The organism is Catenulispora subtropica (genome assembly GCF_039531675.1).
GTDB classification, from domain to species: domain Bacteria; phylum Actinomycetota; class Actinomycetes; order Streptomycetales; family Catenulisporaceae; genus Catenulispora; species Catenulispora subtropica.
Map to the genome: position 1 here is coordinate 1 of NZ_BAAAQM010000002.1, position 19,589 is coordinate 19,589.

19 protein-coding genes and 1 pseudogene are annotated in these 19,589 nt (G+C 72.2%); 11 read left to right on the forward strand and 9 right to left on the reverse strand.

Annotated features, from left to right (window positions below; translation table 11 throughout):
- Nucleotides 1-236, reverse strand: a pseudogene (locus tag ABD466_RS02110) (hypothetical protein); the annotation flags it as partial.
- Between the two features lie 184 nt (nt 237-420).
- Between ABD466_RS02110 and ABD466_RS02115 the strand changes: the two are divergent.
- The 6 genes from ABD466_RS02115 to ABD466_RS02140 all read left to right on the forward strand — a co-directional run bounded on the left by ABD466_RS02115 (nt 421) and on the right by ABD466_RS02140 (nt 9,078).
- Nucleotides 421-2,049: an RICIN domain-containing protein gene (locus tag ABD466_RS02115; RefSeq protein ID WP_344655172.1), complete on the forward strand. Its 1,629-nt coding sequence runs from the start codon at nt 421-423 to the stop codon at nt 2,047-2,049.
- An 89-nt stretch (nt 2,050-2,138) separates the two neighbouring features.
- On the forward strand, nt 2,139-2,429 hold the full coding sequence (locus ABD466_RS02120) for a DUF3039 domain-containing protein (protein WP_344655173.1): 291 nt from the start codon (nt 2,139-2,141) through the stop codon (nt 2,427-2,429).
- 8 nt (nt 2,430-2,437) lie between these two features.
- Nucleotides 2,438-4,300: an FAD binding domain-containing protein gene (locus ABD466_RS02125; protein ID WP_344655174.1), complete on the forward strand. Its 1,863-nt coding sequence runs from the start codon at nt 2,438-2,440 to the stop codon at nt 4,298-4,300.
- Nucleotides 4,301-4,339: 39 nt separating this feature from the next.
- Nucleotides 4,340-4,909, forward strand: a complete 570-nt coding sequence (locus ABD466_RS02130; RefSeq protein WP_344655175.1) for a (2Fe-2S)-binding protein — start codon at nt 4,340-4,342, stop codon at nt 4,907-4,909.
- Nucleotides 4,906-7,185, forward strand: a complete 2,280-nt coding sequence (locus ABD466_RS02135; RefSeq protein WP_344655176.1) for a xanthine dehydrogenase family protein molybdopterin-binding subunit — start codon at nt 4,906-4,908, stop codon at nt 7,183-7,185. The genes ABD466_RS02130 and ABD466_RS02135 overlap by 4 nt, the downstream gene beginning before the upstream one ends.
- Nucleotides 7,186-7,275: 90 nt before the next feature.
- Nucleotides 7,276-9,078, forward strand: a complete 1,803-nt coding sequence (locus ABD466_RS02140) for a DEAD/DEAH box helicase (RefSeq protein ID WP_344655177.1) — start codon at nt 7,276-7,278, stop codon at nt 9,076-9,078.
- Between the two features lie 19 nt (nt 9,079-9,097).
- On the opposite strand, the gene ABD466_RS02145 is transcribed toward ABD466_RS02140, so the two are convergent.
- On the reverse strand, nt 9,098-9,562 hold the full coding sequence (locus ABD466_RS02145) for a GNAT family N-acetyltransferase (protein WP_344655178.1): 465 nt from the start codon (nt 9,560-9,562) through the stop codon (nt 9,098-9,100).
- Nucleotides 9,559-10,779 (reverse strand): MFS transporter, encoded by a 1,221-nt coding sequence (locus tag ABD466_RS02150; protein ID WP_425558515.1) that lies wholly within the window; start codon nt 10,777-10,779, stop codon nt 9,559-9,561. Before ABD466_RS02150 ends, ABD466_RS02145 begins: the two co-directional genes overlap by 4 nt.
- A 54-nt stretch (nt 10,780-10,833) precedes the next feature.
- Here ABD466_RS02150 and ABD466_RS02155 point away from each other — a divergent pair, with 54 nt between their 5' ends.
- Complete coding sequence (locus ABD466_RS02155; protein ID WP_344655180.1) at nt 10,834-11,607, forward strand: AraC family transcriptional regulator; 774 nt, start codon at nt 10,834-10,836, stop codon at nt 11,605-11,607.
- Here ABD466_RS02155 and ABD466_RS02160 read toward each other — a convergent pair.
- Nucleotides 11,556-12,158: a DUF4865 family protein gene (locus ABD466_RS02160; protein WP_344655181.1), complete on the reverse strand. Its 603-nt coding sequence runs from the start codon at nt 12,156-12,158 to the stop codon at nt 11,556-11,558. The genes ABD466_RS02155 and ABD466_RS02160 overlap by 52 nt on opposite strands.
- Nucleotides 12,158-12,715, reverse strand: a complete 558-nt coding sequence (locus tag ABD466_RS02165; RefSeq protein ID WP_344655182.1) for a TetR/AcrR family transcriptional regulator — start codon at nt 12,713-12,715, stop codon at nt 12,158-12,160. The genes ABD466_RS02160 and ABD466_RS02165 overlap by 1 nt, the downstream gene beginning before the upstream one ends.
- A 79-nt stretch (nt 12,716-12,794) precedes the next feature.
- On the opposite strand from ABD466_RS02165, the gene ABD466_RS02170 reads away from it, so the two are divergent.
- Nucleotides 12,795-13,274, forward strand: coding sequence for a nitroreductase family deazaflavin-dependent oxidoreductase (locus ABD466_RS02170; protein WP_344655183.1), 480 nt, complete (start codon nt 12,795-12,797; stop codon nt 13,272-13,274).
- Nucleotides 13,275-13,283: 9 nt separating this feature from the next.
- Here the strand turns inward: ABD466_RS02170 and ABD466_RS02175 are convergent, their stop codons facing one another.
- On the reverse strand, nt 13,284-13,952 hold the full coding sequence (locus tag ABD466_RS02175) for an IclR family transcriptional regulator (RefSeq protein WP_344655184.1): 669 nt from the start codon (nt 13,950-13,952) through the stop codon (nt 13,284-13,286).
- A 74-nt stretch (nt 13,953-14,026) separates the two neighbouring features.
- On the opposite strand from ABD466_RS02175, the gene ABD466_RS02180 reads away from it, so the two are divergent.
- A complete protein-coding gene (locus tag ABD466_RS02180) occupies nt 14,027-14,632 on the forward strand; it encodes a hypothetical protein (protein WP_344655185.1) in 606 nt (201 codons plus the stop codon).
- On the opposite strand, the gene ABD466_RS02185 is transcribed toward ABD466_RS02180, so the two are convergent.
- The 3 genes from ABD466_RS02185 to ABD466_RS02195 form a co-directional block, all read right to left on the reverse strand.
- Entirely contained in the window at nt 14,538-15,815 is a 1,278-nt protein-coding gene (locus ABD466_RS02185; RefSeq protein WP_344655186.1) for an HTTM domain-containing protein, read from the reverse strand. The two genes, ABD466_RS02180 and ABD466_RS02185, sit on opposite strands and share 95 nt — an antisense overlap.
- The gene (locus ABD466_RS02190) at nt 15,812-16,507 is read right to left on the reverse strand and encodes a DUF5819 family protein (RefSeq protein ID WP_344655187.1); all 696 of its coding nucleotides are present in this window, start codon (nt 16,505-16,507) and stop codon (nt 15,812-15,814) included. The genes ABD466_RS02185 and ABD466_RS02190 overlap by 4 nt, the downstream gene beginning before the upstream one ends.
- A gap of 100 nt (nt 16,508-16,607) precedes the next feature.
- On the reverse strand, nt 16,608-17,093 hold the full coding sequence (locus ABD466_RS02195) for an Lrp/AsnC family transcriptional regulator (protein ID WP_344655188.1): 486 nt from the start codon (nt 17,091-17,093) through the stop codon (nt 16,608-16,610).
- A 152-nt stretch (nt 17,094-17,245) separates the two neighbouring features.
- On the opposite strand from ABD466_RS02195, the gene hppD reads away from it, so the two are divergent.
- A complete protein-coding gene (gene hppD / locus ABD466_RS02200; RefSeq protein WP_344655189.1) occupies nt 17,246-18,388 on the forward strand; it encodes a 4-hydroxyphenylpyruvate dioxygenase in 1,143 nt (380 codons plus the stop codon).
- A gap of 183 nt (nt 18,389-18,571) precedes the next feature.
- Nucleotides 18,572-19,564 (forward strand): hypothetical protein, encoded by a 993-nt coding sequence (locus tag ABD466_RS02205; RefSeq protein WP_425558516.1) that lies wholly within the window; start codon nt 18,572-18,574, stop codon nt 19,562-19,564.
- Nucleotides 19,565-19,589: the final 25 nt, after the last annotated feature.

Below are 19,589 nucleotides of genomic sequence, written 5' to 3' on the forward strand. Positions count from 1 at the left end.
TCCGCGGCGCCGGCGGCCGGCGGCACCGGCGTGGGCTGCGTCGGCCGGCCCGGCTCGGCCGGCTGACCCGGCTGACCCGGCGGCGGGCTCTGCGGAGTCTGCGGAGTCTGCGACGCCGGCGGCGGGGTCGCCCCGCCCGGCGGTGGCGGGGGCGGCGGCGAAGCGGGCTGTCCGCCCGCCGGGCCCGGCGGCTGTCCGGCGTTCGGGTCCGGCGGAGTGTTCGGGGTCTCGGTCACGACATCAGTCCATTCATTGCGGTTCCGACCATTGTGACCGGATCTGCGCCGTGATCTCGCCGTGGCGCTCCGCCCGCCGGTGCTTTTCCGTCAGGCCCCTTGTTCGTTACCGACGGGTCAGTAATATATGAGCGATCGTCATGTTCCACTCCTCCTGGCACCTCCCACCTGCAAGGAGCACTCGGTGAACAGAACCAGACGCAGATCCCTGACCGCCCTCGCCACCGCCGCCGCGCTCAGCGGGGCGCTGGTGACCACCTGGAGCGGCACCGCCCAGGCCGTCACTCATTCGGGTCCCGCCGCGATCGTCGCGATGGGCGACAGCGCGATCTCCGGCGAGGGCGCCGGGACCGACACGAGCGACGACTTCATCCCGCCGACGGACGGGCCGTCGGACTACTGCCACCGCAGCCCGAAGTCCGAGATCTTCGACACCGGGCTCAGCGGCGTCACGGCCTTCGACATCGCCTGCTCCGGCGCCCAGACCGGGGACATCGCCTCCCTTCCGCAGTACGCGGCGATCACCGGGGGCGGCAGCGGCGACTTCGGCGAGCCCAAGCAGGACGCGCAGCTGGCGGGCATCGCGAAGGCGAACGACGTCAAGATGGTCGTCCTGACCATCGGCGCCAACGACGACTTCGACTTCACCGGGATCATGGAGGCCTGCATCCAGGCCTACTTCCCGACCAACGGCACCCCGTGCCGCACCAGCATCGGCAACGCCGAGATCTACCGGCGGGCGGCCGCGGTGCAGCCGAAGGTGGTGGCCGCGATCGAGGACGTGCGCGACACCATGCGCGACGCCGGGTACGCCGACGGCGACTACCAGCTGGTGTTCCAGTCCTACTTCACGCCGATCACACCGGACCTGCGCAGCGGGGTCGACAACTACCTCGCGAAGGTCGCCAACGGCTGCCCCGGGTACACCGAGGACGGCGCGTGGGGCCACAACTTCATCGTGCCGCTGTTCGACGACACGCTGCGCGCGGCCGCGGAGCAGGTGCCCGGGGTGCGGTACCTGGACCAGCGGCGTGTCAGCTACGGGCACGAGGTGTGCGCCGAGTTCACGTCGTCGCCGTACGAGTACACCAACGGCGACTTCATCGACGTCTCCGAGCTGACCCGCAACGGGTGCGACCGGCAGGTGCTGTTCGGTGGCCTGATCTGCGAGAACGAGATCCGGCAGTCGTATCACCTGCGGGTGGCGGGTTATCAGGGTGAGGGCGCCTGCCTGGCGCAGTTCTACACATCCACCGGCGCCGAGGCCTACTGCACCCTGAACCAGCAGGACGGCACCTCGATCCGGCCGCTGGCCCCGGGGCAGCCGTGGATGGACCAGGTCGACGACGGCGGCTGGTTCCAGCTGACCAGCAAGGCGAACGGCAACGTGCTGGACTTCTCCGGCGGGGGCACCGACGGCGACTCCACGAACGGCCGGCCGCTGATCACCTATCCGGTCACCGGCGGGCTGAACCAGTCGTTCGTCATGGAGATCAAGTCCGGCGGCTCGTACGAGGTGGACTTCAGCGGCAACCGGAACATGTGCCTGGACGCCACCGGCGGGACCGCGGCGGCCGGCGTGAAGCTGGAGCAGTGGGGCTGCAACGGCGGCGGCAACCAGCGCTGGTTCTTCCAGCCCGAGGGCGGCGGCTACTACGCGATCGCGGCGTCCCAGAACCAGAGCCTGGTGGCCACCATCGGCAGCGGCACCGACGGGGCCGGCAACCCGGTGGTCGAGCTGCGGCCGTACACCGGTGCGGCGAACCAGCTGTGGAAGCTGAACCAGCTCGGGATCGTGTACCTGCACGGCTGAGCCGTCCAGCCACGCCGAAACCGGGCCTCTGAGCTGCGCCGCACTCATTCCCTGCTGGGAGGGGTGCGGCGCGGCATAGACTCGAGAGCATGAGCACGCCGACTTTCGAACCGGACACGGGCGGCTCGACGATCGTCGAGGAACGCGTCGAGTCCGACTACCGCTACGACCCGGGTGACGAGGAGCGCTTCGCGCACTACGCCGAGCGGGACAAGATCATGGAGGCGTCGGTGTTCGGGACACCCCTGACCGCCCTGTGCGGCAAGGTGTGGGTGCCCTCCCGCGATCCGAGCCGCTTCCCCGTGTGCCCGGAATGCAAGGAGATCTTCGAGGGTCTGGAGCCCGGCGGCGGCGACGACGGCGACGGCGGGACCAACTGACCGGGGACATGGGGCCGGACGCCTTCGGGCCGCCCGGCGGGGGGTTCGCCGCCGGCGGCGGAGCCGGGATCGGCGGCGCCTTGCCGCCGGACGGCCACGCGGTGCCGACCCGCGCCGAGTTCGGCGGCGGGGCCGAGCGCCCCGGCTTCGAGCTGGGCACGTTCGAGCTGACCGACGACGCCGACGGGGTCGTCTGGGCCCCGCAGCCCGGCGACGGCGACGCGTTCGACCTCGCCTCGAGCGGCCAGTTCGCGGCGGTCACGCGGGGTGGGTACAGCGCTCCGGCCGGTGGGATCACCGATCCGTACCGGACCGGCGGCCACGGCTCGGGCGGTGCGCCGACCGGTGCTGTCGGGGGTGAGTTCGGTGCCGGTTCCAGCGGTCCTCACGGTTCGGGAGGCGTGCCGGTTTTCGGTGCCGGTTCCAGCGGTCCTCACGGTTCTGAGCGCGAGTCGGGTTTCGGTCAGGCTGCGAGGGTGCCGACGCAGGAAGCCGGGAGCCGGTTCGCTGCCGGTCCGGCCGACGCGCCGATGCCCGGCCAGGCCGTGAGTCAGGCCGTGAGCGAGCCGACGCCTGTTGCCGGGAGCTGGTTCGCCACCGGTGCGGTCGGCACGCCGGTATCGGTGTTCGGCCAAACCGCGGGCACGCCGACGGTCACGGCCGCGGTCGGCGGTCAGTTCGCCGCCGGTCCGGCCGACGGACCGGTGCCCGGCCAAGCCGCGAGCGGCGCTTTCTCCGCCGCGTCCGATCCGGCCGCCACCGGCGGTTTCGCCCCCGCCTTCGCCTCGGCGACGGCCGCCGAGTCCGCGTCCGCGACGCCGACCGGCGAAGCCTTCGCCACCGGCCTCGGCGGCTCCGCCGTCGCGGCCGTCCCGGCGCTGTTCGGCCCGACGAGCGTGGTCGAGGCGGTGCAGGTGCTGGCCGCGCGGCCGGACGCCGTGATCGTCGCCGGCGGCACCGTCGTCATGCCCGACATCACCGCCGGCCGGCGGCACCCGGGCGCCATCGTCACCCTCCACCGCTGCGCCGAGCTGCGCGGGTGGTCGCCGGGTCCGGGCGAGGTGCTGCTGCACGCCGGGCTCACCCTCACCGAGATGCAGCGCCAGGAGCTGCGGGCCCAGGTGCCGGCCGTGGCGCAGGCGGCGCGGACCGTCGGGGCGCCGCACATCCGCGCCGCGGCCACGCTCGGCGGGAACCTGATGGTCGGCCCGGCGTCGGCGGACCTGCCGGTGGTGCTGGCCGCGCTCGGGGCCGAGGTGCTGGTGGCGTCGGTCGGCGGGGTGCGGACGGTGTCCGTGTTCGACTTCTACGACCGCGACGGCGTGCCGCAGCTGACCCCCGGTGAGCTGGTCGTCGGGGCGCGGGTGCCGGTGGTGCGCGGGATGCAGGGCTTCATGAAGATCGGCGTCCGCGGCGGCACCTCCCGCGCGATCCTGTCCACGACGCTGGCCGTCGACCCGGCGCGCCGCAGCGCCACGTGCGTCGTCGGCGCCATGGCGCAGGCCGCGCTGCCGAGCGGCACCGGCCGGGCCGGGCTGCCCACGCTGCTGCGCGCCGACCACGCCGACCGGTGGCTGGCCGACCAGGTCGACTGGGACGCCGGCGCGATACCGGACCCGGCGGTGTACGAGACCTTCGGACGCCTGGTCGCCGAGTCGCTGGTGTACGGCGACGGGGCCGGGACGCTCGGCGGGGGCGGCGACCCGTATCGTCGGAAGGCCGCCGAGATCTGCGCCCGCCGCCTGCTGCTGCGCGCCCTGCCCCCGCTGGGCTGGCTGGACCAGGTGCGGGAGCTCCAGCGCCGGGCCGACTTCCAGCGGGCCAAACAGCGGGTGGAGCGGGCGGAGCAGGCGAAGGGCCAGGACCAGTGAGAGCCGTCGGGCGAGGGGGACGAAAGCAGTGAACCAGCGGTGAGCGAACCGGCGGCGGAATGGCCGACCGTGGGTCTGACGCTGCGCGTCGACGGGCACGAATACCCCGTGCCGCAGGTGTGGATCGGCGACTCGCTGCTCGCCGTGCTCCGCGAGCGCCTGGACTTCGACGAGCCGCGCGACGGCTGCGGCGCCGGCGAGTGCGGGGCCTGTCTGGTCACCGTCGACGACACCCCCGCGGCGGCCTGCCTGGTGCCCGCCGTGGCGGCCGTGGAGCGGGACGTGCGCACGCCGCGCGACCCGGGCTTCGACGCCGCCCGCGCCGCCGTCGCCGCGGCCGGCGCCGGCCCCTGCGGGTTCTGCGCGCCGGGCCTGGCGGTCGCGATCACCAGCCTGCTGCGACGCAACCCGGACCCCGGGCCGGCCGCGGTGCGCGAGGCGCTGTCCGGCGTGATCTGCCGGTGCTCCGAGTCCGGGCACTGGATCGAGGCGGTCGCGCTGGCGAAGGAGGCGGAGGGCGGCGCGGCCGCCGGCTCCGGCGCCTCGCCGGACCCCGACGACGCGGACCTCGTCGACCCGGCCCGCCGACCGGAGGCCGCCGCCCCGTGACCGAGCCCAAGTTCCCCGCCGACCTGCGCGCCGACGGCATGCTCTGGATGGGCGTCACCCGCTCTCCGCACGCCAGCGCCGCGATCCGCGGCCTCGACCTGCGCGGCGCGCGCGCCATCCCCGGCGTGCACGCCGTGCTGTCCGCGGCCGACATGCCCGGCTACAACTTCCACGGCACCCGCTCCATCGACCAGCCGGTGCTGGCCGCCGACGTGGCCCGCTACGTCGGCGAGCCGGTCGCCGTGGTGGCCGCCGAGCACCCGGCGCTGGCCCGCGCCGCGGCCGAACGCGTCCGCGTGATCTGGGACCCGCTGCGCCCGCTGCACGATCCGGACCAGGCCTCGACCGCCCCGCCGATCCACCCCGACGGCAACGTCCTGCACGCCACCTCACTGGTCTTCGGCACCGAGCCCGGCGCGCTGCTGGACCCGGAGACCGCCGAGGTGGCCGGGCTGAAGGTGGTCGAGGGCGAATACGCCTTCGACGCCGTCGACGCCCGCCCCGGCGCCCCGGCCGCGGTGATCGCGGTCCCCAACGGCGAGCGCGGCATCGAGATCTACGTGGCCACCGTCTCCCCGCGCGGCGACCGCGAGGTGGTGGCCCAGTGCCTGGGCCTGCCGGTGGAGAAGGTGCACGTCATCCCCACCCGGGTCGGCGGCGCCGACACCCACCGCGAGGACGTCGGCCTCCAGGTGCAGGCGGCGCTGCTGGCGCTGGCCACCGGCCGCCCGGTCAAGGCCGTGGTGCCGCGCGACGCGCCGGCGCACCCCGGCCGCCCGGCCGCGCGGCTGCGCTACAAGCACGTGGTCGCCGACGACGGCAGCCTGGTCGCCGTCGAGGCCGACATCCTGCTGGACGGCGGCGCCTACGCCTCGACCACCGTCGACGTCCTCGACGAGGCCTGTCGCCTGGCGATCGGCCCCTACCGGGTGCCGAACGTCCACATCACCGGCCGCGTGGTCCGCACCAACAACCCGCCGTCCGGCCGGGTCCGGGGCGGCGGCGGGGCGCTCACCTGCGCCGCGTACGAGGCCCAGATGGACGCCGCGGGCTCGGCGGTGGGCCTGGGCGGCCTGGAGGTCCGGCTCCGCAACCTGCTGCGCCCCGGCGACCTGGTCCCGGACGCCGCCGACCCGCTCGGCAAGCCGGCCGCCGCGCCGGTCCCGATCCCGGACTGCCTGCACGAGGTGCTGGACACCCCGATGCCGAACTTCCCGCCCGGCCCGGACATCCGCGAGTACCCCGGCACCGTCGGCCGCACCGGCGAGCTGACGCGCATCCGGCGCGGCGTGGGGGTGGCGCTGGGCATGGCCGACCTGTCGAACCCGGCGCAGCAGGGCGAGTACGCGACCGCCGTCGTGCTGGTGTCGCAGACCCCGGCCGGACCGGCCGCCACCGTCGCCTGCTCGGCCGTGGAGACCGGCTCGGGCCTGCACGACCTGATCCGCGTCACCGTCGAGCGCACCCTCGGCATCCCGGCGGAGCGGGTCGCGGTGCGCGCGCCGGAGGACCCCGGCTCGCTGCCGTCGTCGGCGGCCGTGACCCACCCGGCGTGGGTGCACGGCAGCGCCGTCGAGGCCGCGGCCAGACAGGCCCGCGCCAAGCTGTTCCGGCCGCTGGCCGAGCACATCGGCGTGGACGGCGGCCTGCTGAAGGTCGCCGACGGCCACCTGCTCTCCCACGACGACGTCTTCCGCCTGCCGCTGGCCGACGCCTACCGCCAGTGCCTGCCGCCCGGGCGCGTGGTGCGCGGCGACGGCGAGTTCAGGATGCTGACGATGCCCACCCTGACCGGCACCTCGGACGCCGCCAGCGTGGCCGTCGGAGCGGTCCGCGCGGTGGTCGACGTGGACACCGAACTCGGTCTGGCGAACGTGGTGCAGCTCGCGGTGGCCCAGGACGCCGGCCGCGTCGTGGTGCGCGAGCGCGCCGAGTCCCGCGTCGCCTCCGGCGCCGTCGCCGGCAGCGGCCTGGTCCTGTCCGAGGGCGCCGATCTGCCGTTCGGCTGGGGCGAGCCGTCGCCGATGGACTCCCCGGAGGTGGTGGTGGCCGCGCTGCTGGAGACCGCGGCCGACGCCAAGGACGAGATCGGGCCGGACGGCCTGCCGGTGGCCGCGCCGCCGCTGGGCGGCATGAAGCCGGTCGGCGACCTGGCGGTGATGGCGACCCCGGCCGCGGTGCTGGCCGCGATCCGCGACGCCGTCGGCGATCCCGGCGCCGGTTCACCGCTTCGCCTGCCGTTGCGGCCTGATCGAGCATGGTGGGTGCTGGGTTGAGGTAGTCTCGGGGGTCGGTCCTCACGGGGTGTTTCGAAGTGGTGAGACCGCAAGACGTACGGCAGCGGGTGGACAACAAGAGGAGGCTCCGTGAGCATTTCGGCGGCCTCCCATCTATCCCCGGCCTATCCGGAGCGGGCCGTCCGCGGTACCGCCTCGCGGCTGCGAGCCTGGCAGCAGGCGGCACTGGACGAGTACATGACGCGCGAGCCGCGCGACTTCCTCGCGGTGGCGACGCCCGGCGCCGGCAAGACCACCTTCGCGCTCCGGATCGCCACCGAACTGCTGGACCGGCACGTGGTGAACACCATCACGATCGTCGCGCCGACCGAGCACCTGAAGACGCAGTGGGCCGAAGCGGCGCACCGCGTCGGGATAAGGATCGACCCGAACTACAGCGGGGCGAGCGGCGGCACGTCGCGCGACTACCAGGGGATCGCCGTCACCTACGCCGGCGTCGCGGCGCACCCGATGCTGCACCGGCGCCGCGTCGAGGGCCGCAGGACCCTGGTGATCCTGGACGAGATCCACCACGCCGGCGACTCCAAGTCCTGGGGCGAGGCGGCCTACGAGGCGTTCGAGCCGGCCGCGCGCCGGCTGGCGCTGACCGGGACCCCGTTCCGGTCGGACACCAACCCGATCCCCTTCGTCAGCTACGCGCCGGACCGCGAGGGCGTCCGCCGCAGCGTCGCCGACTACACGTACGGCTACGGCTCGGCACTGTCCGACGGCGTCGTGCGGCCGGTGGTGTTCCTCTCCTACGCCGGCCGGATGCGCTGGCGCACCAAGGCCGGCGACGAGATCGCCATGCAGCTCAACGAGCCGATGACGCAGGACGCGGTGAAGCAGGCCTGGCGCACCGCCCTGGACCCGGCCGGGGACTGGATGCCGCAGGTGTTGCGGGCCGCCGACCGGCGGCTGCGCGAGGTGCGGCGCGCCATCCCGGACGCGGGCGGGCTGGTGATCGCCACCGACCAGGGCGCGGCGCGTGCCTACGCGGACATCCTCAAGGACATCACCGGCCAGCGTCCCACCGTCGTCGTGTCGGACGACCCGACGGCGTCGGCGCGGATCACCGAGTTCTCCGGCAACGACGACCGGTGGATGGTCGCGGTGCGCATGGTGTCCGAAGGCGTCGACGTGCCGCGCCTGGCGGTCGGCGTCTACGCCACCGGCATCTCCACGCCGCTGTTCTTCGCGCAGGCGGTCGGGCGCTTCGTGCGCGCGCGCCGGCACGGCGAGACGGCGTCGGTGTTCCTGCCGTCGATCCCGAACCTGCTGCAGTTCGCGAACGAGCTGGAGAAGGAGCGCGACCACTCGCTGGACAAGCCCACGCAGGCCACGACGACCGAGGACGTGTGGGGCGAGGAAGAGGCGCTGCTCGCCGAGGCGAACCGCACGCAGAAGGAGCAGGGGTACGACGAGGACCTGTTCACCTTCCAGGCCCTGAACTCAGAGGCCGAGTTCGACCGTGTCCTCTACGACGGTGCGGAGTTCGGGCTGCCGGCCGACCCGGGATCGCGGGAAGAGGCCGAATACCTCGGGCTGCCGGGCCTGCTGGAACCGGAGCACATCAAGATGCTGCTGGCCAAGCGGCAGCAGATGCACCTGACGAGCGCCCGCAAGAAGGCGCTGCTGCGGTCGCAGGCCGAGGCGATCGTCGGGGCCGAAGAACGGCCGGTGATGACGCGCAAGCAGTTGCTGGAGCTGCGCAAGGAGCTGCAGGGGCTGGTCGGGGCGTGGCACCACAAGACGGGCAAGCCGCACGGCACGATCCACGGCGAGCTGCGACGCACGTGCGGCGGGCCGGCGGTGGCGCAGGCTACGGCGACGCAGCTGCAGAAGAGGATCGACATGGTGCGGCGCTGGGCCGCCGAGGGCGGCTACTCCTGACAGGCCCGGCTCGCCGTTCTCAGAGCCGGTAGGAGTAGCGGTTCAGGACGCGTCCGGGAATGGACCCGGATGGTTCGGTGCCGATGCGCACCGCGCCCAGAGCTTCGTAAAAGGGCTCCGCGTTGGGGTCGGCGGTCAGTTCCAGGCAGGGGTGGCCGGCGGCGCGCGCGGTGTCGGCCACGTGGTGGAAGAGCCTGCTGCCGTACCCCTTGCCGATGGCTTCGGGGGCGACGAACAGCCCGTCGAGCTCGCCGTGCGGGGGCTCCCCGGTGAACATGGCGACACCGACGATGCGGCCGTCGTCGGTGGTGGCGACGGTGGTGCGCTTCGCGACGACGTCCTCCGGACGGACGGTCAGCTCTGCTCGGCAGCTCTCCATGAACTCCTCGCTGTAGCCCCAGTAAGCCTTGGAGCGCAGCACGAGATCGGTGAGGACTCCGGCCTCGTCGGGCCGGGCCGGGCGGATGATCGTCGCCGAAGTCATGGGCCCGATGATCGCACCGGCTCCCGGAGGAGTACACCGAGTATGAGTCCGGCGACGGGGACCAGGCACAACGCGGTCAGCACCCCCTGAGGACCGTGGCGTTCGGCGATCAGACCGAAGACGGGCGCCATGAGGCCGCCGGCGCTGACCCCGAGGCCGAGCGTGACGCCGGCTGCGGTTCCAGGGCGTCCCGGAAGGTAGTCCTGGCCGAGTTTCACCAGCACGGCGAACGGGATGTTGAGGGCGAGGCCGGTGAGTGTGGCAAAAGCCAGCGGGGCGATCGCGCCGGGACACACGCGGAGCGCGACGAGCATCGGCACGGTGAGGGCTCCGCCGAGCTGGACCGTTCGCACCATGCCGATACGGTCCGCGACCCGGCCGCCGAGCAGGGTGCCCGCGACGCCGCCGATGAGGAAGCAGGCCAGGGCCGTGCCCGCGAGGGTACGCGAGGCGTGCAGGTACTTGAGCCAGTAGAGCTCGATGAACGTGTTGATGCCGAAGAAGGCGGCCGAGCGGACGACCTCGATCCCGGTGAGCGCGGCGAAGGGACGCCAGCGGTCGGGGCCCTGCACGGCCGCTCGGTGGTGCGGCTGCTTGGCCTTGCCCGCGGCGTGGTGCCTGAGGAGGACGAACGCGATCAGCCACGCGGGCGGGATGAACAGGGCGGTGGCGCCGACACCCCAGGCGTTGAGGGCCGGAGTCGCCAGGACCGGCGCCAGGAAGAAGCCGACGCTGCCGCCGGCCGCGAAGATGCTCATGGCCGCCGCGCTGTCGCCCGCCGCCTCCCGGGCACTGCGACCGGCGGCCGGGTGGAACATGGCGACGCCGAGCCCCGACAGCAGGATGCACAGCCAGACGAGGGCATAGGGGCCGGCGACGCCGGAGAGCCCCAGCCCGGTGCCGGCTATCGCGACGCCGATCGCCGCGAGGTGAGGGAGACGCCAGCGGTCGACGGCGAGACCGACGGCGGGCTGGGGGAGCGCGCTGCCGAGGGTGGCGGCGAGGGTGAGACCCGACGCTGCGAGGTAGCTGTAATGCCGCTCCAGCACGAAATACGGGACCGTGGCGGGGACGAGGCCCTGGTAGAGGTCGTCTATGGCGTGGGCGGTGCCCCAGAGGGACATGCGCTTCAGAGGTCGAGGGGGGCTCTCGGCCGGCGTCGGTGTCCGTGGTCGGTCTTGAGGTACGGCCCGGAGCGTGTCCTGATTCCTGCTCATGCTGCGACGATCTCGCGGCGTCCCGCTGTCGGGCTTTCGTTATGCTGCCGAATGATGTCGGAAAACCGCCTGATCCTGACCGGCCCCACGCGGCGGCCGTTGCTGCCGGGCGAGTCGGTGGACTGGCATGACCACGATGTGAACCAGCTGTGCTATCCGCTGCACGGGATTCTGGAGGTGGCGACACCGCTCGGGGTGTGGATCGTGCCGCCGCATCGCGCGGCGTGGATCCCGGCGGCGGTGCCGCACGCGCACCGGGCGCACGGACCGACGGAAATGCGGACCCTGATCTTCCCGGCCGCGACCAACCCGCTCCAGTTGGACCGCCCGACCGTGCTGGCCGTGGATCCGTTGCTGCGCGAGGTGATCGCGGCGCTCACCGCCGAGGACCCGGACCCGCCGCAGCGCCGCCATCTGGAGCGGGTGGCGCTGGACCGGCTGCGACGGGTCTCCGAGCTGCCGCTGTGCCTGCCGTGGCCGCGCGACGATCGCCTGCGCACGGTCGCGCGGATTCTCGCCGACGATCCCGCGGACCCGCGCCCGCTGGCCGATCTCGGTCGTGCGGCCGGCGCCGGGGAGCGGACGTTGAGCCGCCTGTTCCGCGCGGAGACCGGGATGACCTTCCCCCAGTGGCGGGCGCAGCTGCGCCTGCAGCATTCGCTGGCGTTGCTGGCCGGCGGCGAGTCGGTCACCGCCGTCGCCGCCGCCTGCGGGTTCCCGACGCCGAGCGCGTTCATCGAGACGTTCCGCAAGGCGCTGGGGACTACGCCGGGTCGCTACCGGAGCAGTCCCTTGGGGAGCGCGGCGAGCTCGGGCCTGGAGATGTGAAGGACCTGGTACCGCTCGGTGGCCGTGGCCGCGACGTCCGCGGGGACGGCGTCGGCCCAGAGGGCGAACTCGACCAGCTCCCAGCGGGTCGGGTCGATGGCGAGCGCGACGGTGTGGGCGTCGTCGCGCCCGGCCAGGTCCTCGGCCTCGGCCGCGATCTCCTCGATCCACGTGCTGAGCGTGTCGTCGAAGACCGGTACGGGGCGGGTGCGCCGGGACGCCGCCGCGGCGGCGTTCCCGGCCATCGCCGGTCCGGCGAAGCGGGCCAGGCCGGTCCACTGCCGGACCGTGACCCGGCCGAAGCTGCGGATGATGCGCTCGAAACCCGCGCCCGCGAAGAGGAAGCGGCTCATGGCCGCGGTGTCGTTCCAGAGATAGAAGGGGGCGTACTGGTTCACCGGGGAACCGTCGGCGAGTTCGCGGATCACGTAGGCCTTGAGTCCGAGGCCCGCGCGGTCGTCGAGCATCGGGGCGGCCTTCGCCACCCGGTCGCGGAGGATCGCCATGTCGTAGTCGGCGGGCACGGAAATCTCGTACTGCATCGCGTACATCAGAGTTCTCCAAGCAGGGGGAGGAGGCCGGCGATCGCGTCGTCGAACAGGGAGGGGTCGTCCGCCGCCCGGGCGAGGACGTAGCCGCCCTGCATGACGGCGACGATGGTGGTCGCGGTGCGGATCGGGTCGAGGGCCGGGGCGAACTCCCCGGACGCGACTCCCTCGGCGACGAGGTCGGCGATGCGGCCGCGCAGCCAGGCGAGGGTCCCGGTGACCGGCGCCCGCAGCCGCGGGTCGGCCATGATGTCAGGGTCCTGAGTGAGTCCGCCGATCGGGCACCCTCGGAGCACGTCGCGCTCGCGGTGGAGGTACGCCAGGAGGCGCTGCTTCGCGGTTCCGGGGCCGCCGAACTGCGCCTCGGCTCTGGCGGTCATCTCCGCGGCGGTGCGCTCGATGGCCGCGAGGGCCAGCGCGGGCTTGCCGGCGAAGTGGTGGTACATGCTGCCCTGGCCCGCGCCGGCCCGTTGCTGGATGGCTTTCGGGCTGGTGCCGACGTAGCCGCGTTCCCAGAGGAGTTCCCTGGTGCTCTCTATGAGGCGATCCGCTGTGTCCACACGGCTGATCGTACATACTAGTAGGTACAGAAGGAAGGCGGGCTTTTCTGATGCAGCGTCAGATGCCATACTCCGCGCCATGACCCCCAAGGCGATGAAGAAGACGGTCCAGCTCATCGCACGCCAGAGCTGGTTCCCCGCCATCGGTAAGCGGACCATCCCGCACATCGACAAGGTGCTCTACAAGGCGACTCGCGGCAGGGTCGGCAGCATGAGCGCGTCAGGTTTCACCGGGTTGCTGCTGACCACGATCGGGAGGAAGACGGGGAAGGAACGCTCTGTCGCGCTGCTGTACGTGGGGTATCAGGAGAAGTACTACCTGACGGGGTCGAACTGGGGGCAGGAGCACCATCCCGCGTGGTCGGGGAACCTGATAGCCAACCCGGACGCGATGCTGACCATCAAGGGCAGGCGGATTCTGGTGACGGCACGGCTGCTGGAAGGCGAGGAGCGGGAGGCCATCTGGCCGGTCCTGACGACGACCTGGCCCGCCTACGACATCTACACGGAACGAAGCGGGCGCGAGCTGCGGGTCTTCGAGCTGGTCGAGCGGGAGTAGGAGGCGTTCCTACCTCAGCGCCGCCGAGACCTCCGAGGCCGCCTGAATCACCCGCGGCGCCACCTTCGCCGCGTCCAACGGCGCGAACGACACCACGCCGATGCTCGCCTCCAGCCCCGGCACGTCGTGGATCGGCGCCGCGATCCCATGGGCGCCAGGCTGCAGTTCGCCCTCGCTGACCGTGAACGCCGCCGCCGCCGGATCCTGGGCCGCCGCCCGCCCCAGCAGGATCGCCTTCCCCGCGGCCCCCTGGCCCAGCCGGTGACGTGATCCGACGCGGTAGGCCATGTGATAGTCCGTCCACGTCGGCTCCACCACCGCGATCGCCAGCGCGTCCGTGCCTTCCGCGACCGTCAGGTGCGCCGTGGCCCCCACCGCCTCCGCCAGGCGCCGCAGCGCCGGCGCCGCCGCCTGCCGGAGCAGCGGGTGCACGCGTGCGGCCAGGCGCAGCACCCCCATGCCGAGGTGGACCCGTCCCTCGCTGTCCCGCCGTGCGAGCCCGTGCGCCTCAAGGGTCGCGACGAGGCGGTAGCCCGCCGTCCGCGGCGCGCCCACGCGTTCGGCCAGTTGGGCGACGGTGAGGCCGGTGGTCGAGTCGGCCAGGGCGGTGAGGACCCGGATGCCGCGGTCCAGGGTTTGGGAGGTTTCCGGTTCGGGCGTGGGGCCGGTGCGGGTCATAGGCGCAGCTTAAGGGGCGCCCGACGGCGTTTCGCGCGATGAGGGTGAGGGGGTCCGGGGGCCATACTCGGGGAGTGACCATTGATGCTGATCTGTTCCGGCGTGAGCGGCTTCTGCAGGGGGAGGCCGAGGCCGTGGTGGACGATCTGGGGCTCGTCGCGGGGCTGGAGGCGGTGGGGGACCCGATCCGGACCGGGAGTTCGGCGTTGGGGGTGATGGTGAAGCCGGACATCGACGTCACCACCGCGTGCTCCGCGCTGGACGTGGCGACCTTCGACGCCGTGACGCAACTGGCGACGAAACTGGCCCGGCACGAGCGGGTGTGGCAGGTGACGTTCCGGGACGACACCGGCAGCTGGAACAAGGAGCCCGACGTGTATCCGGACGGGTTGTTCCTGCAAGTGCGCTATCGCTCGGCGCGGCCGCGGGACTGGAGCCTGGACCTGTGGTTCGTGGACCAGCCGCAGCGGCAGCCGGATCTGGTCCATCTGCGGACGCTGCTGCCACGCCTCACGGACGAGACGCGGGCGGCCATTCTGCGGATCAAGGAGGAGTGGACGCCGCGTCCGGAGTACGGCCGTTCCGTCAACGGGACGGTGATTTATGAGGCTGTGCTTGATGGGGGAGTGCGGACAGTTCCGGACTTCGCGGAGTGGCTGGAGCGGGGCGGGGCGGCGTAGGGAGCCGGTCCCGCAGACTTGTCAGCACGCGGCGGACCCGGTGGCCGATCCACCGCCAGATCGGCTCCGGAAGGAACACCGCGTCGCCGACCATCATCGCGGCCGAGAACAGCGGCAGGCCCATCACGACCGCGATCGAGAAGTGCATGCCGAGCAGGGCCACCAAGCACGGATACTTCAGCCAGCGGCTGAACACCGCGAACGGGAAGGCGATCTGCACGAACACGGTCAGGTAGGCCACGATCGCGATCATCACGCTCTGGCCGGCCATGAAGTCGGACAGGCCGGGCCAGGGCCGGAACCAGTCCAGGTGCAGCGTGTAGTAAAGAGCCGTGCCGTTCTGCCAGTAGGAGCCCTGCGACTTGTAGAGCCCGGCAGCGGCGTACACCACGCAGATCTGGGCCGCGATCACCAGGACGGCGGCGTTGTGCAGGAAGGTGACGATCTCGTCGCGCAGGCGGTCGATCTCGGCCCAGGCACGGCCGCTCGGGGTGTCCGGCCACGCGAACTCCGGCACTCCCTGCGCGGCCCGGGCCTCGGCCTGCCGCCGCTTGCGCCGCGCGTCCAGGGACCAGCGGGCACCGGACCGGGTGAAGGCCAGGTAGATGGCCATCAGCCCCATGATGTTGTCGCCGCCGTCGGTGAGGAAGACGTTGCGACCGGTGAACGCCATGATGGTGAGCGCGAAGCAGATCGAGGTGAAGCGGGTGCGCCAGCCCAGGGCGACCGCCAGGCAGACGACGATGGCGACGTGGTACCAGACCTCGAACCAGGTGCGGCCGCCGTGCCCGAGGAACGTGTACCACCAGCGGTCGAGGGCGAACCAGTCCAGGCCGGGGTCGTTCGCGAAGCGCTGGTTCAGGGCCGGCGTCCAGGGGGCGTCCGGACCCCACAGGGCGTCGTGCCGAGGGTATTCGTGCAGCAGGAAGATCAGGTACAGCGAGCCGTAGCCGATGCGCAGGACCGCGGTGCCGTACAGCGCCACCGCGTAGGTGGTCAGGCGGGTGAAGGCGGTCCGGGCCCGGTCGGCGCTCCACGTCAGCGGGTTCTGCCGGAACGCGGGCCGGGCCGGCGCGATCGCGGCGGACGGCTCGGACGGCTCGGACGGGGTGGACAGCTCGGACGGGGTGGACGGCACCGCGGTGCCGTCGGCGCCGCCGGTGTCGGCGGTCTCTGTCGTCACGGCGCCACGCTCCCGTTCGGGCAGCCGTAGGAGACGGTGTCCGGGGAGATCTGGCGCCACGGGATGACGTGCACCGAGGGCTGCTGCGCCTGGTGCGGGTCGTCGGCCGGCGGGATGTCGGTGGTGGTCACCCGGAACTCGATGCTCGTGATGGCGCCGGAGGGGACGCCGTCCTTGCCGCTCAGCGGCCGGACCCGCTCCAGGGCGATGCCCACGAGGTACTCCCGCATCATCTCGGCGCGGCCCGTGGTGCCGACGTCGGATTGGTCATGGGTGGCGGAGTAGCCGTCGGTCCAGGCGCGGCGCAGCTCGTTCTGCTCGGTGTGGCCCGGGAACGGGTTGTGCAGGATGGTGGCGTAGTCCATCTGCGACAAGTTGTACCAAGGGGTGACGTTCTTGTAGCAGTCGCTCGCCACCCGCGTCTCGATGGTGAAGTTCTGTGACATCGGGTTCGGGGCGAACAACCGCCAGTTCTGCTCGAACCAGGGGTAGACCCACTTGCCGATCGGCTCGGCGAACTTGGTGCTGACCGTGTTCGAGGGCGAGTTCGTCAGGAACGTGATCGTCAGGTGGTACAGCGCGGTGGCCGCGATGGCGAGCGTCGACACCGCCAGGACCAGCCGGGACCACCACGGCCGGGGCCGGTGGAGAGGGGTCGGGGGTGGGACTTCTTCCTCGGTCGGCGCGGCCACGCAGCCAACGTAGCGGATCGGCGGAGGCCCTGGTAGCGAAGTTTTGGCAAGCCGTGACGGCGGTACTCTCATGAGACTCCTGAGAAAGCCCCGTTACCGCTCAGCGCTCGGCCGCGCAAGCCGCCGTCAGAGGGAGGACCCGGTACGGCACCGGGTTCGCCATCGCCACCACGGTCGAGGTCCGCGTGATGCCCTGGAACGACACCAGGGCGTCGATCACCCGCTGGAGGTCGGCGTTGGACCGCGCGACGATCCGGCACAGCATGTCCCCGACGCCGGTGATGGTGTGCATCTCCAGCAGCTCCGGGATCGCCGCCAGGTGCTCGCGGACCTCTGGGCCCCGGCCCTGCGCGATCTCCAGCGTCGCGAACGCCGTCACCCCGTAGCCCAGCGCCGCCGGGTCGATCTCCGGCCCGAAACCGCGCACCACGCCGCGCGCCTGCAACCGGTCCATCCGCGCCTGCACGGTCCCGCGCGCCACTCCCAGGCGCCGCGACGCCTCCAGGATCCCGATCCGCGGCTCCTCGGTGAGCAGCGCCAGCAATCGGGCGTCGAGGGCGTCGATGGAGGTCTCGGAGGCGGTCATAACGGTGGATTCCCCTCGAAGTCGGTCCGCAGGCCCTGTGGCGGTGGTCACACTGTACAGAGATACCCGCTGGTAGCCGATCTGGCTGGACAGATTGTATAGCTCTCAGGTCCGCCATTGCGCACTTTGATCGACGGACTGAAGCTGAGAGCATGACCGATAACGCCGCCGCCGCTGCCGGCACCGCCACCCCGACCGCCACGGACCCGTTCCCGGTCAAGGGAATGGACGCCGTCGTCTTCGCCGTGGGCAACGCCAAGCAGGCCGCCCACTACTACTCCACCGCCTTCGGCATGAAGGTCGTCGCCTACTCCGGGCCCGAGACCGGCCGCCCCGACCGCGTGGCCTACGTCCTGGAGTCCGGCAGCGCCCGCTTCGTGCTCCAGGGCTCGGTCCGCCCGGGCACCGACATCGCCCGCCACGTCGCCGAGCACGGCGACGGCGTGATCGACCTGGCCATCGCGGTCCCGGACGTCTACGCCGCCTACGAGTACGCCGTCGAGCACGGTGCCACCGGCCTGGAGAAGCCGCACGAGCTGGAGGACGAGCACGGCGTCCTGGTCCGCGCCGCCATCGCCACCTACGGCGAGACCCGCCACACGCTGGTCGACCGCTCGAACTACAAGGGCGTCTACGCCCCCGGCTACGTCGAGCGCGCGCCGCTCGTCGAGCCGAACGCCCGTGTCTTCCAGGCCATCGACCACTGCGTCGGCAACGTCGAGCTGGGCAAGATGGACGAATGGGTGGAGTTCTACCACCAGGTCATGGGCTTCACGAACATGGCCGAGTTCGTCGGCGACGACATCGCCACCGACTACTCGGCGCTGATGTCGAAGGTGGTCGCCGACGGCACCCGCAAGGTGAAGTTCCCGCTGAACGAGCCGGCGATCGCGAAGAAGAAGTCGCAGATCGACGAGTACCTCGAGTTCTACGGCGGCCCCGGCGTGCAGCACATCGCCCTGAACACCGGCGACATCCTGGCCACCGTGGACGCCATGCGCGCGGCCGGCGTGGAGTTCCTGGACACCCCGGACTCCTATTACGAGGACCCGGAGCTGCGGTCCCGCATCGGGACCGTCCGCGTGCCGGTCGAGGAGCTGCAGAAGCGCAAGATCCTCGTCGACCGCGACGAGGAGGGCTACCTGCTGCAGATCTTCACCAAGCCGGTCCAGGACCGCCCGACGGTGTTCTTCGAGCTCATCGAGCGCCACGGCAGCCAGGGCTTCGGCAAGGGCAACTTCAAGGCGCTGTTCGAGGCCATCGAGCGCGAGCAGGAGCGTCGCGGCAACCTGTAGTCCCGCGAGGGCATCCAGCAGTTGTCGTAGGAGCGGGTCGTACAAGTTGGTCATGGCGCCGGTGGCGGGGTTCCCCAAGGTTGCGTAAGGAATCCCGGCACCGGTGCAACCTTCGGTGCCGGTGTTCTAGGCTCGGCGATCGTGGAGAGTGCACCGCGACCCGGTTATTACCCTGATCCCTCAGTGCCCGGATACATCCGGTATTGGGACGGCTCGCGGTGGGTGCCGGGGTCCAGCAAGCCGATGCCGGACGGGGTCGGGGAGCAGAGCGCGGATGATGGGGCGACGCCGACCGAGCCGACCGAAGCGACCGAGACAACCGACGCGACCGAGGCTACCGAGCCGGTGCGGTCCCAGGCGCCCGCGTTCTCTCCGCCTCCGGTGCTGGCCGACGTGAACTTCGACGACCTGCTGCCGCCGGAGCCGGAGTTCGAGTCGGAATCACAGAGCCTTGCCTTCTCCGTGCCCCGGGGTGTGTCCGAGACGGCCTTCGACGACGGGCCGTCGCCGTCCCAGCCCGGTTTCCCGGCGCCGGAGCAGCCGCAACCCCCCGCGTTCCCGACGCCGCCGTCGATGTCCGAGACGAGCTTCGACGTCCCGACGCCGATGCCCGCTCCGCCCCCGGGCTTCCCGGCCCCGCCGGTCGCCAACGCCTCGGGCCTGGGCGGTATGGGCATCTCCCTCAGCGGACCCGGCGTCCCGCACACGGCCCCGAGCATGACCCCGGCCCAGGTCGCCGCCACGAGCCAGTCGCTGCGCATCCGCCTGCTGCGCCCGGACGGCAAGCCGTTCGACGGGCCCGAGATCACCACCGGGCCGAAGGGCGCCGACGACGCCGGCGGCACCTCGGGCGCCGGGCGCACGGGCCTCGACGGTGTTCAGCGCGGGCCGAAGAAGCAGGCGCCGAAGGTCGTGGTGAAGACCGGTCCTCTGGAGCGGATCGGCCACGCCGCGGCCGTGCTGGCGATCTCGGCGATCGGCATCGTGCCGCTCGCCTATCTGCTGCTGCAGTCGGTGCACGACCGCGAGGACAAGCTCGCGGCGACCATCACCGTGCCGACCAAGATGAACGTGCTCGACGGCACCTCCGGGGCTTACCTCGGGGGGATGGTCGTGGTGCTGCTGGTGGTGGCGGTTCTGTACTGGTCGCGGCTGAAGCGGCGGCGCACCCGCTGAAGGCTGGCGGGCTCAGGCGGCACGC